The 12,658-nt window shown below is 67.7% G+C and carries 13 protein-coding genes; 9 read left to right on the top strand and 4 right to left on the bottom strand.

Annotation, left to right across the window (positions count from 1 at the left end):
- Window positions 1-14 precede the first annotated feature (14 nt).
- Entirely contained in the window at window positions 15-140 is a 126-nt protein-coding gene (ykgO, locus tag LRA89_RS03700; protein WP_055755695.1) for a type B 50S ribosomal protein L36, read from the bottom strand.
- A 187-nt stretch (window positions 141-327) separates the two neighbouring features.
- Between ykgO and LRA89_RS03695 the strand changes: the two genes are divergently transcribed.
- The 6 genes from LRA89_RS03695 to LRA89_RS03670 all read left to right on the top strand — a co-directional run bounded on the left by LRA89_RS03695 (window position 328) and on the right by LRA89_RS03670 (window position 4,992).
- Entirely contained in the window at window positions 328-945 is a 618-nt protein-coding gene (locus LRA89_RS03695) for a DUF4136 domain-containing protein (protein WP_230769056.1), read from the top strand.
- Entirely contained in the window at window positions 942-2,054 is a 1,113-nt protein-coding gene (locus tag LRA89_RS03690) for a M14 family metallopeptidase (RefSeq protein ID WP_230769055.1), read from the top strand. Before LRA89_RS03695 ends, LRA89_RS03690 begins: the two co-directional genes overlap by 4 nt.
- Window positions 2,051-2,506 carry a GNAT family N-acetyltransferase gene (locus tag LRA89_RS03685; protein WP_056494123.1) on the top strand — a complete coding sequence of 152 codons (456 nt, stop codon included), beginning with the start codon at window positions 2,051-2,053 and terminating at the stop codon, window positions 2,504-2,506. The genes LRA89_RS03690 and LRA89_RS03685 overlap by 4 nt, the downstream gene beginning before the upstream one ends.
- A gap of 36 nt (window positions 2,507-2,542) precedes the next feature.
- Window positions 2,543-3,229 carry a 2,3-diphosphoglycerate-dependent phosphoglycerate mutase gene (gene gpmA / locus LRA89_RS03680; RefSeq protein WP_230769054.1) on the top strand — a complete coding sequence of 229 codons (687 nt, stop codon included), beginning with the start codon at window positions 2,543-2,545 and terminating at the stop codon, window positions 3,227-3,229.
- A gap of 222 nt (window positions 3,230-3,451) precedes the next feature.
- Window positions 3,452-3,937, top strand: a complete 486-nt coding sequence (gene purE / locus LRA89_RS03675; protein ID WP_230769053.1) for a 5-(carboxyamino)imidazole ribonucleotide mutase — start codon at window positions 3,452-3,454, stop codon at window positions 3,935-3,937.
- A complete protein-coding gene (locus LRA89_RS03670) occupies window positions 3,934-4,992 on the top strand; it encodes a 5-(carboxyamino)imidazole ribonucleotide synthase (protein ID WP_230769052.1) in 1,059 nt (352 codons plus the stop codon). The genes purE and LRA89_RS03670 overlap by 4 nt, the downstream gene beginning before the upstream one ends.
- A 127-nt stretch (window positions 4,993-5,119) precedes the next feature.
- Here the strand turns inward: LRA89_RS03670 and LRA89_RS03665 are convergent, their stop codons facing one another.
- A complete protein-coding gene (locus LRA89_RS03665; RefSeq protein ID WP_230769051.1) occupies window positions 5,120-7,177 on the bottom strand; it encodes a S9 family peptidase in 2,058 nt (685 codons plus the stop codon).
- A gap of 416 nt (window positions 7,178-7,593) precedes the next feature.
- Here LRA89_RS03665 and LRA89_RS03660 point away from each other — a divergent pair, with 416 nt between their 5' ends.
- Window positions 7,594-9,390: an aminopeptidase P family protein gene (locus LRA89_RS03660; RefSeq protein WP_230769050.1), complete on the top strand. Its 1,797-nt coding sequence runs from the start codon at window positions 7,594-7,596 to the stop codon at window positions 9,388-9,390.
- A gap of 122 nt (window positions 9,391-9,512) precedes the next feature.
- Here the strand turns inward: LRA89_RS03660 and LRA89_RS03655 are convergent, their stop codons facing one another.
- Complete coding sequence (locus LRA89_RS03655) at window positions 9,513-10,541, bottom strand: LacI family DNA-binding transcriptional regulator (protein ID WP_056494113.1); 1,029 nt, start codon at window positions 10,539-10,541, stop codon at window positions 9,513-9,515.
- 169 nt (window positions 10,542-10,710) lie between these two features.
- On the opposite strand from LRA89_RS03655, the gene LRA89_RS03650 reads away from it, so the two are divergent.
- Window positions 10,711-11,607 (top strand): ROK family protein, encoded by an 897-nt coding sequence (locus tag LRA89_RS03650; RefSeq protein ID WP_055755672.1) that lies wholly within the window; start codon window positions 10,711-10,713, stop codon window positions 11,605-11,607.
- A gap of 13 nt (window positions 11,608-11,620) precedes the next feature.
- Entirely contained in the window at window positions 11,621-12,415 is a 795-nt protein-coding gene (locus tag LRA89_RS03645; protein ID WP_230769049.1) for an IclR family transcriptional regulator, read from the top strand.
- Here LRA89_RS03645 and LRA89_RS03640 read toward each other — a convergent pair.
- The gene (locus tag LRA89_RS03640; RefSeq protein WP_230769048.1) at window positions 12,394-12,612 is read right to left on the bottom strand and encodes a hypothetical protein; all 219 of its coding nucleotides are present in this window, start codon (window positions 12,610-12,612) and stop codon (window positions 12,394-12,396) included. The genes LRA89_RS03645 and LRA89_RS03640 overlap by 22 nt on opposite strands.
- Between the last annotated feature and the right edge of the window lie 46 nt (window positions 12,613-12,658).

The following is a 12,658-nucleotide window of genomic DNA, read 5'->3' as shown; positions in this document are numbered from 1 at the left end:
CGGCCGCCGTAGCATCAGCCCTGGCGGGCCTTGAAGCGACGGTTGGTCTTGTTGATGACGTAGATACGGCCGCGACGGCGGATCACGCGGTTGTCCCGGTGGCGATCCTTGAGCGACTTCAGCGAATTGACGATCTTCATGGTTTCGGCTCTCAACACGGCAAAAGGGCCGCTCGCACGGCCGGAAACGAAGCGTCGCCTATCGGCCGGTATCGGATTCGTCAAGCGTTCGGGCAATTTTGACCACCGAAACGCTACCGCAATGAACCCAATCGCCCGCTCTGCACGTTGAACCGCACGAAAAGCGCTGAAAACGGGACGAATGGACATGAAGCGGATGATCGGACTGGGCCTTGCCGCACTGGCGGCCATCGCGACTTCGGGTTGCGCCACCACCGGATCGGGTATCGCCCCGGTCGACGTGACGCGATTCCACCTGAACCAGCCGATCGCACGCGGCAGCTTCTCGGTCGAGCCGCTGTCGACCAACGCCGTCGTCAGTCCCGAATTCCAGACCTATGGCGAAGCGGTGGCCCGCGAGATGACGAAGCTGGGCTTTGCGCGTGGGGCCTCGGGCAGCGGCGACATGATCGTCGCGGTGGCGTTCACCCGCGCGTCGCGCGGCTTCATCGAGAAGCGCCCGCCGGTGTCGATCGGCGTCGGCGCGGGCGGCGGCGGGGGCGGCTGGCGCGGCGGCGGGCTGGGCGTCGGTGGCGGCGTGGGCTTCGGCCTTGGCGGCGGAGGCCAGCGCGAGGTCGTCGGCTCCGAACTGGCGGTGCAGATCCGTCGGCGCAGCGACGGCACCACCATCTGGGAAGGCCGCGCGCTGACCAGCTCGCTCGAACGGACGGCGGGGGCGCAGCCGGTATTTCAGGCCGACCGTCTGGCGAATGCGTTGTTCCGCAACTTCCCAGGCGAGTCGGGAATCACTACCACGGTGAAATGAGCATCAGCATCAACGCCGCGTTCGACAGCGGCAATATCCGTGTGGTCGCTTGCCAAGGCGACGTGATCGACCTCGAGATCGTCGCCGACCATCTGTCGGACTTCTATCAGTGGTTCCACTTCCGCGTCGCCGGGGCGCGGGGGCGGACCCTTACCTTCCGCATCATCAACGCAGGGGGTGCCGCCTATGCGTTCGGCTGGCCGGGCTATCGCGCGCGGATGAGCACTGATCGTCATGCGTGGCGGCAGGTAGACACCGGCTATGCCGATGGCGTGCTGACCTTCACCGCGACGATCGACAGTGAACTGGCATGGTTCGCCTATTTCGCGCCCTACACCCTCGAACGGCACGACGATCTGGTTGCGCGGATTGCCGCGAAGCCGGGGGTCGCGCACCGCGAATTGGGGCAAAGCCTCGACGGGCGGGCGATCGATTATCTGACGCTCGGCAGCGGGCCACGCCAAGTGTGGGCCTATGCCCGGCAGCATCCCGGCGAATCGATGTGCGAATGGTTCATGGAAGGGCTGCTCGAACGGCTGACCGATCCGGGCGATGCGATCCCCGCCGACCTGCTCGCGCGCTTCACCTTTCACTGCGTCCCCAACATGAACCCCGACGGGTCGTATCGCGGGCATCTGCGCACCAATGCGGCCGGCGTGAACCTCAACCGCGAATGGCATGCGCCCACGGCGGAGCGCAGCCCCGAAGTGTTGTGCGTGCGGAACCGGATGGACGAAACCGGAGTCGACATCGCGATCGACGTGCATGGCGACGAGGCGATTCCCGCCAATTTCATCGCCGGTTACGAGGGGATTCCCAACTGGACCGACGAACATGGCGCACGCTTCACCGCGTTCGGCGCGGCATGGGCGGCGGCCACCCCAGATTTCCAGACGAAGCTCGGCTATCCGGTCGCAGCGGCAGGGCGCGCCAATCTGGCGATGTCGACCAACCAGGTCGCCAACCGCTTCGGCGCGCTCGCCATGACGCTGGAGATGCCGTTCAAGGATCATGACGACAACGCCGATCCCGAATTCGGCTGGTCGCCCGAACGCTCGAAGCGGCTGGCGCATGGCTGGCTGGAGGTTCTGGCGGCGTTCGAGCGATGATCGTGCGGGCCGGCGGGCTCGATGATCCCGCCACCGCCGCGCTGCTGTCCGCGCATCTGGCGGACATGCGGGCATCGTCGCCGCCGGGATCGGTCCACGCGCTCGACCTTGCGCGGCTGGCGACGCCAGACATCGCGTTCTTCACGGCATGGGACGGCGACACGCTGCTGGGCTGCGGCGCGCTTCGAACGATGAACGACGGGACCGGCGAAGTGAAGTCGATGCGCACCGATCCGGCGGCGCGCCGACGCGGCGTCGCGCAGGCGATCCTCGACCGGATCGTCGGGCAAGCCCACGCGGCGGGGATCGACCGGCTGTTGCTCGAAACCGGAACGGGAGCGATGTTCGACGCGGCGCACCGGCTCTATGCCCGCAACGGCTTCGTCCCCTGCGGAGCATTCGGCGACTATGCCGCGACCGACTTCAACCGGTTCCTCTGCCGGACGCTTTAGGCTAGTCGGACGGCCGACAACTGCAACGGAGGTTCCATGCCCACGCTCGTCCTGATCCGCCATGGCCAGTCGGCCTGGAACCTCGAGAACCGCTTCACCGGATGGTGGGACGTGAACCTAACCGAACAGGGCGAGGCCGAGGCGAAGGCGGCGGGCGAGCTGTTGGCGAGCAAGGGCCACGACTTCGACCAGTGTTTCACCAGTTTCCAGACGCGGGCTATCAAGACGCTGAACCTCGCGCTGGAGGCGATGGGCCGGTTGTGGCTGCCGGTGGAGAAGGACTGGCGGCTGAACGAGCGGCATTATGGCGGCCTCACCGGGCTGGACAAGGCCGAGACGGCGGCGCTGCACGGCGATGCGCAGGTCAAGGTATGGCGCCGCAGCTTCGACGTGCCGCCGCCGTTGCCCGAAGCCGACAGCCCGTGGGACCTGTCGGCCGATCGCCGCTATGCCGGAATCGACATTCCGCAGACCGAGAGCCTGAAGGACACGATCGACCGCGTCCTGCCCTATTGGGAAAGCCGGATCGCGCCCGACCTCAAGGCGGGCAAGCGGGTGTTGATCTCGGCGCACGGCAATTCGCTGCGCGCGCTGGTGAAGCATCTTTCGGGCATTCCCGACGACGAGATCACGGGCCTCGAAATCCCGACCGGGCAGCCGATCGTGTACGAGCTGGCCGACGATCTGACGCCGACCGATCGCTATTATCTGAACGAGCGGTGATCCTCTTTTCTCGTCATTCCCGCGCAGGCGGGAATCCATAGACGCAACGTCGGTGGCTTGAACCGCAGCGTCAGCGTGTATGGATTCCCGCCTGCGCGGGAATGACGATGGATGGGATGACGTCTTACCGACCCAATACGCGGAACGTTGTACGCTCCCCGCTTGCCCTGCCCCGCCCCCTTGCCTAAGCAGCGCGCTTCTCCAAGCGCTACGGGCCAAGCAATGAACGACGCACCGCTGGTCGGCATCATCATGGGCAGCACCTCCGATTGGGAGACGATGGCCCATGCCGCCGAGATTCTCGGCAAATTGGGCGTGGCGCATGAGACGAAAGTGGTGTCGGCGCACCGCACCCCCGCCCGGCTGGTCGACTATGCCACCACAGCGGTATCGCGCGGGCTGAAGGTCGTGATCGCGGGCGCGGGCGGTGCGGCGCATCTGCCAGGCATGGTCGCGTCGATGACGCGGTTGCCGGTGCTGGGCGTGCCGGTGGAATCGAAAGCGTTGAAGGGCATGGATAGCCTGTTGTCGATCGTGCAGATGCCCGGCGGCGTGCCGGTGGGGACGCTGGCGATCGGCAAGGCCGGGGCGATCAATGCCGGGCTGCTCGCCGCCTCGATCCTTGCGACGGGCGATCCGGCGCTGGCCGAGCGGCTGGATGCGTGGCGCGCGGCGCAGACCGACGGCGTGGCGATCGACCCGCGATGAGCGTGCTGCCTCCCGGTGCGACGATCGGCATCATCGGTTCGGGCCAGCTCGGCCGGATGATCGGCATGGCGGCGGCGCAGCTCGGCTATCGCATCCATGTCTATGCGCCCGAGACGGGGCCGGCGAACGACGTGGCGTTCACCCATAGCCGCGGGGCGTATGACGACATCGACGCGCTGCGGGCGTTTGCGCGCCAAGTCGACGTCGTCACCTATGAATTCGAGAATATCGCCGCCGCGCCCATCGCGGCGCTGGGCGACAAGGTGCGCCCCTCCGCCCGGTCGCTGGAGATCGCGCAGGACCGGGTGCGCGAGAAGCGCTTCGTCGAGGCACTGGGCGGCACCCCGGCGCGCTGGGCCGAGGTGGCGGATCGCGCCGCGCTGGACGCGGCGATCGCCAGCGTCGGATGCCCGGCGGTGCTCAAGACCACGCGCTTCGGCTATGACGGCAAGGGGCAGGCGCGGCTGATGGCGGCGGGCGATGCCGATGCGGCGTGGGACGCAATCGGCGGCGGGCCGGCGGTGCTGGAAGCGTTCGTCGATTTCTCGGCGGAGTTTTCGGTGGTGCTGGCGCGCGGGAGCGACGGGGCGGTGGCGATGTACCCGCCGCCGGCCAACGTCCACAAGGACGGCATTCTCGACACCTCGAGCGTGCCGGCCCCGGCGATCGAGCCGTGGCGCGCACAGGCGGAGGCGCTGGCGGCCAAGGTCGCCGAGGCGCTCGACCATGTCGGCGTGCTGACGCTGGAGTTCTTTTGCGGACCCGACGGAGCGGTGTTTAACGAAATGGCACCGCGCGTGCATAATTCGGGCCACTGGACGATCGAGGGCGCGGAAACCTCGCAGTTCGAGAACCATGTGCGGGCGGTGCTGGGATTGCCGCTGGGCGGCGTGGGGCTGACCGCCGCGCATGCCGAGATGACGAACCTGATCGGCGACGATGTCGCGGCATGGCCCGCGCTGATGGCCGAGAGCGGCGCGCATCTCCACCTGTACGGCAAGCGCGAGGCGCGGCCGGGGCGCAAGATGGGGCATGTGACGCGGATCGAGCGGTAAACCGCTCTCCCCTTCGTCGCTCCCGCGAAGGCGGGAGCCCATAGACGCAGCGGTCGTGATCTAAGGCGGAACGGTAGCGTGTATGGATTCCCGCCTTCGCGGGAATGACGAAGGAACAGTGGAGGCGCTACCCCTCCACCCCCAGTTGCCACAGCACGAACGCCATTTCCTCCGCCGCTTCGCGCAAGCTCTCCCAGCGCCCGGACTTGCCGCCATGGCCCGCGCCCATGTTGGTCTTGAGCAGCAGCATGTTCTGGTCGGTCTTGGTCGCGCGCAGCCGGGCGGCCCATTTGGCCGGTTCCCAATAGGTCACGCGCGGATCGTTCAGCCCGCCCGAGATGAACACCGGCGGGTAATCCTGCGCGGTGACGTTGTCATAGGGACTGTACGAGGCGATCAGCTCGAACGCCGCCTTGTCCTCGATCGGGTTGCCCCATTCGGGCCATTCGCCCGGCGTCAGCGGCAGGCTGTCGTCGAGCATGGTGTTGAGCACGTCGACGAACGGCACGCTGGCGACGACCGCGCCCCACAGCTCGGGGTCGGAGTTCATCACCGCGCCCATCAACTCGCCGCCTGCCGATCCGCCGGCGATGGCGATCTTGCCGTTATCGGTGAAGCCCAGCTCGATCAGCCCCTTCGCCACGTCGACGAAATCGGTGAAGGTATTGGTGCGCTTGTCGAGCTTTCCGTCGAGATACCATTGCTGGCCAAGGTCGTCGCCGCCACGGATATGGGCGATGGCGAACGCCATGCCACGATCGAGGAACGACATGCGGCTGGTCGAGAAGCCCGGCGGGATCGCATAGCCATAGGCGCCATAGCTGTAGAGATAGAGCTTGCCGGTGCCGTCACGCGGAAAGTCCTTGGGGTACACCACCGAACAGGGGATGGCGGTGCCGTCGCGCGCGGTGATGTTGAGCCGTTCGGTCGCGTATTTCGCCGGGTCGTAGCCCGAGGGGATCGTCTGCACCTTGCGCACGGTCAGGCCGCCCGACGCGACGTCATAGTCGTAGACGGTGCCCGGCGTGACCATCGATTCATAACCGAGCCGCAGCGTGTCGACGGCATATTCGGGATTGTCGCCAAGCCCGACGACGAAGCTCGCCTCGGGAAAATCGATCGGCTTCGGCGCGCCGCCGGCATAGTCGTGGAGGCGGATCTGGTCGAGGCCGTCGAGCCGGCCCTCGATCACGAAGAAACCGGCGAAGGTGGTCACGCCGGTCATGTAGAAATGCGGATCGGCGGCGATCACCTCCTCCCATACGTCCGGGGTTTCCAGCGCGGCTTTCGCGAGGCGGAAGTTGGGGTGGGTGTCGTTGGTGTGGATGTAGAGCGTGCCGTCATGCTCCTCCACGTCATATTCGACATGTTCCTCGCGCGCGCGGACGAGGATCGGGGCGGCGGTCGGATCGTCGGCGGGGATCAGATACACCTCGCTAGTAACGTGATCGCCCGCCGAGATGACGAGGAAGCGGCGCGACTGCGTCTCGCCGACCGATACGCGCCAGCCCTCGTCGGCCTCATGATAGAGTTCGATGTCCTGATCGACGGGCGTGCCGATGCGGTGGAGCCGGGCGTTGTCGGTGCGCCACTGGTCGTTGGCGAGGCCGTAGAGAAAGCCGCTCGAATCGGCGGTCCACACCAGTTCGGACAGCGTGCCGGGGATGGTGTCGGGCAGCAGTTCGCCGGTGGCGAGGTCCTTCACCCGCGCCTCGAACCGTTCGCCGCCGTCGTCGTCGATCGCATAGGCGAGCAGCCGGCCGTCGGGGCTGACCGACAATGCGCCCAGGCGGAAATATTCCTTGCCGGCGGCGAGTGCCGGTTCGTCGAGGATCAGTTCGTCGTCACCACCCGCGACGGGTTTGCGCCACCAGCGGCGATATTCGCCGCCGGTTTCGAAGTCGGACCAATACCACCAGTCACCGTCGCGCTGGGGGACGGTGGCATCGTCTTCCTTGATCCGCGCGCGCATTTCCTTGAACAGCGTGTCGACCAGCGAGGCGTGCGGGCGCATCACCGCATCGAAATACTCGTTCTCGGCCTTGAGGTAGGACAGCACGTCCTCATCCTCGACCTTGGGATAGTTCGGGTCGCGCAGCCAGTTCCACGGGTCCTGCACGGTGATGCCGTGATGGTCGTAAGCATGGGCGCGCTGTTCGGCGATGGGCGGGATCGGGTTGGTCATGGCGCGTCATTTGGGGCGGGTGGTTCGGGAAGTCGAGGCGTCTTGCCGGGTTTTGGTTCACGCGACGGCGTGAAGGGCGCGAAGAAGGTTGGTTCACGCGGAGGCGCGGAGACGCGGGGGAAAGAAGAAGGGATTTTCGCGCAGAGGCGCAGAGAGCGCAGAGGAGATGCGTTCGTGGAAACGTCCGCCGCGACAGCGGCTCTGTTTATCGTGGCTGCAACGGGATGGCAGGCGTCGCTGGAATAGCAGGTCGCCGATCACGCAATATCTCTGCGTCCTTCGCGTCCTCTGCGCGAAAAAGCTTCTTCCTCCGCGTCTCCGCGCCTCCGCGTGAACCTATTTGCTTCTTCGCGCCCTTGGCGCCTTCGCGTGAACCAATCTTCCGCACCCCTGCCCCGGATGGTATCGCCCGTGACATGATCGACCATCACGCCCGCCTGACCGCCCTTCGTGCCCACCTCGCAAAGCAGAACCTGACCGGCTTCGTCGTGCCGCTGACCGACGAGTTCATGAGCGAATATGTCGGTGCCTATGCCCAGCGGCTCGAATGGCTGACCGGGTTCAAGGGATCGGCGGGCAGCGCGGTGGTGCTGCGCGATACTGCCGCGATGTTCACCGACGGGCGCTATACGTTGCAGGTGCGCGAGCAGGTCGATGGCGACGACTGGCAGTTCGTGCAGGTGCCCGCGACCGCGATGACCGACTGGCTGGCGGCGAACACGGTCGAGGGCGACCGGATCGGTTACGATCCGTGGCTGGCGACGACTGGCTGGGTCGCGGCAGCCGACGCCGCACTGGGCGCGAACGGCGCGGCGTTGGTCGCGGTCGACGCGAACCCGATCGACGCCCTGTGGGACGACCGCCCCGCCCCCTCCCCCGCCGCGATGGAGGTGTACCCGGACGACCTCGCCGGGCGGACCTCGGCCGATAAGCGCGCGGCGATCGGCGAGTGGCTGGGCGAACGACGCGCCGATGCAGTGGTGCTGTCGGCGCTCGATTCGATCGCGTGGGTGTTCAACGTGCGGGGCAAGGATGTCGCGCGGACGCCGGTGGCGCTGAGCTATGCCATCGTCCGCGCCGATGGCACCGCCGAGCTGTTCGTGGCACCGGGCAAGGTCGGCGAGGACATCGCGCGGCATCTGGGCAATGCGGTGACGGTGCGCGACATCGCCAGTTTCGCGGACGTGCTCGGCCGGTTCGCCGGCAAGCGCGTCGCCGCCGATCCCGACCGCGCGGTCGCCGCGATCCATGGCGCGCTGAGTGCCGGCGGTGCCACGATCGTCGCGACACGCGATCCGAGCGTGCTGGCCAAGGCGATCAAGAACCCGGTCGAGATCGCGCATCATCGCGCCGCGCAGGCACGCGACGGGGCGGCAATGGTCCGCTTCCTCAAATGGTTCGAGGAAACCGCACCCTTGGGTACGCTGACCGAACTGTCTGCATCGGACCGGCTGGAGGCGATCCGCGGCGAAACCGGCCTGTTGCGCGACCTGTCGTTCGATACGATCAGCGCGACCGGGGCCCATGCCGCCAGCCCGCATTACAAGGCGACCGTCGAGAGCGACGCGCCGATCCTGCCCGGCCAGCTCTATCTGATCGATTCGGGCGGGCAATATCAGGACGGCACGACCGACATCACCCGCGTCATGCCGGTGGGGCCGGTGTCCGACGAGATGCGCGACCGCTTCACCCGCGTGCTCAAGGGCCATATCGCGATCGATACCGCCGTGTTCCCCGACGGTACGCTCGGCGGGCATATCGACGGTTTCGCCCGGCGGCCGCTATGGGAAGCGGGGCTCGATTACGCGCATGGGACGGGCCACGGCATCGGCGCCTTCCTGTCGGTGCATGAGGGGCCGCAGCGGATCGGCGCGCCGAACTATCCGGGTGGCGGGCCGCTCGAACCGCTACGCGCCGGTATGATGCTGTCGAACGAGCCGGGCTATTACAAGGCGGGCGAATACGGCATCCGCATCGAGAACCTGCTGCTGACGGTGAAGCGCGACATTCCCGGCGGCGACCTGCCGATGCTGGGGTTCGAGACGCTGACCTTCGTGCCGATCGAACGTTCGCTGATCGTGCCCGCGCTGTTGACCGAGGCCGAGCGGGCATGGGTCGATGCCTATCACGCGAAGGTCGCCGCGCTGCTGGTGCCGTTGCTCGATGGCGAAACGGCGGCGTGGGTCGAGGCGAAGTGCGCGGCACTGGTTTGATCTGACTCCCCTCCCTGACAAGGGAGGGGTCGGGGGTGGGTCGGCCTGCGAGGGAGCGGTGCGTCCGCCACGGACCTACCCACCCCCAGCCCCTCCCTTGTCAGGGAGGGGAGCAAGTATCGTCAGGCCGAGTCGCGCTCCACCAGCACCGGGGGCAGGACCAGCGAGGGCGCATCCTCGCCGGCGATACGGCGGAACAGCGCGTCGATCATCGCATTGGCGCCGGTCGCGAGGTCCTGTCGCACCGTCGTGATGCGCGGCACCGCGCTGATCGCGATCGGCAGGTCGTCATAGCCGACCACCGGCATGTCGTCCGGCACGCGAATGCCGCGATCGGCCAGTACCCGCAGCGTCGTCATCGCGATCACGTCCGACGCGGCGGCGATACCGTCGATCGTGCCGCCGACCCGGTCGAGGTGGCCGGCGATCTCCTGCTCCATGATGTCCGATGCGAGGTGCGTGTCGAGCTGGACCGGCGGATGGTCGATCCCCGCCGCCGCCATCGCCTGCGCCACGCCGTCGTAGCGGTCGCGGATTTCAGGCGCGCGCATCTCCCCCAGAAAGGCGATCCGGCGGCAGCCACGCGCGATCAGCCGCGCCCCCGCCAGCCGGCCGCCGGCGACATTGTCGGTGCCGACCGCGCAATGTACCTGCCCGTCGAGGTTGCTGCTGCCCCATGCGACCAGCGGGCGATAGCGTTCGGCGACCCGCTCGATCGTCGGGATCTGGTCCGACTGGCCGATCAGCAGCACACCGTCCATCATCCCCGAATCGACGATCCGTTCCAGCCAGTCGGCGGCATCGGGGATGATGCGCGACAGCATCAGGTCATAGCCATTCTCGGTCAGCCGGTCGGCGAGAAAGCCGAGCATCGTCATGAAGAACGGGTCGGAGAGATGCTGGCGCCGTTCGTGCCCCAGCGGCACGACGATGCCGATCACCCCGGTGCGCTGCGTCCGCAGCCGGCTGGCCATCTGGTTCGGGCGGAAACTATGTTCGGTGGCCAGCGCCTGGATCCGGTCGCGCGTCTCGGCATTCACCAGCGACTTGCCGGCCAGCGCGCGCGAAACGGTGCCGGCGGACACCCCCGCCAGCCGGGCGAGATCGGCAATGGTCCGCACGCGAGGGGTCGTGGATCGATTTTGCTCCATCCCCATGCTTGTACGAGAAAATATCGCCGTGCGCCTAGCGAAAATCTTTGCGGTGCGGCAAAGCGTACAATCGTTTGCAGTATCCGATATGCCATCGTGTACGGTAGGCGTACTTGCCGGGGGCCCGGCGGGTGCGCCACTATCGGCAATAACAGGGAGAGGAAGCATCATGGGCAGCGAAGCCGTCGTCGCGGGCGTCGAACTGGGCGGCACGAAATCGATCGCGGTGATCGGGCGGGGTCGGGAAATCCTGGCGCGGTATCGCGTGCCGACGACGACCCCCGGGGAGACGCTGGGCGCGCTGTCGCGGCAACTGGCGGCGTGGCGGACCGAATATCGACCGCGCGCGATCGGCATCGCCAGCTTCGGGCCGGTATCGGTGCGCGAGGGCGTCATGCTGCCCACCCCCAAGCCGCACTGGGCCGGGGCCGATATTGTCGGGCCGCTGGCGGAAGGGTTCGGCGCGGTCGCGTTCCATACCGATGTGACCGGCGCGGCGCTGGGCGAAGGGCGGTTCGGCGCGGGCGTCGGACTGTCCGACTTCCTGTATGTCACGGTCGGCACCGGGGTCGGCATGGGGCTGATCGTCGGCGGCCGGCCCGTCACCGGCATGATGCACCCGGAAGCCGGGCATATCCGCGTGCGCCGCAGCCCGGGCGACGATTTCGCCGGCGCCTGCCCCTTCCACGGCGATTGCCTCGAAGGGCTGGTCAGCGGCCCGGCGATCGCGGCGCGGTGCGGGCATGGCGCGCATCTGCTCGCCGTCGACGATCCGCGTTGGATTTATATCGCCGATGCGCTGGGCGAGGCGTTCGCGACGCTGTTCCTGACGCTGTCGCCGGCGCGGATCATCGTCGGCGGCGGCGTGGGGCTGGGGCAGCCGCATCTGCTCGACCTCGTGCGGACGCGCACGGTCGCGGCGCTCGGCGGGTATCTCGGCTATGTCGATGCGGGCAATATCGGCGAGCGGATCGTGCCGGCGGCGCTGGGCGACGAGGCCGGGCCGCTGGGGACGCTGGTGATGGCGCAGGACCGCATCGCCGCTGGACCGGGCGCGGCGGGGTGATAAGGACCGCGCGATGAGCGAGCCCATCGAAGAACCCTCCGCCGCATCGCGCGGTACGCAGACGCTGATGCGCGGGCTGGATCTGGTCGAGGCGCTGCGCGACACGCCGCTGCGCGTCGCCGAACTGGCGCGGATGCTGGGGCTCAGCCGGACGACCACCCACCGGCTGGCGGCGGCATTGGTCGAGCGCGGCTATGTCGCGCAGGGGGAGAAGGGCCAACTGACGCTGGGACCGATGCTGCTGCAACTGGGGTTCACCGCGCATCGCCGGATCGACATCGTCCGTGTCGCGCGGGCACGAATGGAGGCGCTGTCGGCGGATAGCGGGCTGTGCGTGTTCCTCGGCCGGCGCGAAGGCGATCATTCGCTCCACCTCGACCGCGCGGCGGGGCGGCAGCGGTTGGAGGTATCGACCCGGCCGGGCGACCGGCGGCCGGTGGCGCAGACCGGGATCGGCAAGGCGCTGCTGTTCGACGAGGACGCCGCCGGGCTGGCGCGGCTGTATCACGCCGTCCGCCCCGGTACGGAGGATGCGGCGGTCGAGGCATGGGTCGCCGACATGCGCACCAATGCGCGGCGGGGGCACGTGATCCACGACAGTATCGGCAACGACGGCATCCGTTCGGTCGCGGCACCGATCCGCGACGTGACCGGCGGGATCGTCGCCGCGATCGGCATCGCCACCGCCGCGCAATATCTGACGCAGGACAAGGTCACGGCGATCGGCCCGCAAGTCGCGGCAACCGCGCAGGCGATCAGCCGCGACCTCGGCTATGACGACGCCGGTCAGTCGGTCCCGGCGGCCTGATTGTCGGCCCCGCCGGGGCCGCCGTGATAATCCTTCAACGTCTGACCGCCATCGAACCGGCCACCCTCCTTGCCCGTCTGCGGATTGGGATAGGCCTCGCCGCTCGACTGACCGCCCGAGGGAGTCGAATTGACGCCGTCGGGTTTCGCCGCGCCCTTTTCGTCGGGCATCGCCTGATTGGGTTGCTTGTCGGTCATCGGGGCATCCTTCGTGTCTGGTTACCGCTCCAACGCGCGGGCCGAC

The sequence above is a fragment of the Sphingomonas sp. Leaf4 genome (genome assembly GCF_920939515.1).
In the GTDB taxonomy this organism is placed as follows: Bacteria; Pseudomonadota; Alphaproteobacteria; order Sphingomonadales; family Sphingomonadaceae; genus Sphingomonas.
This window is presented reverse-complemented; position numbering and strand designations above follow the sequence as displayed.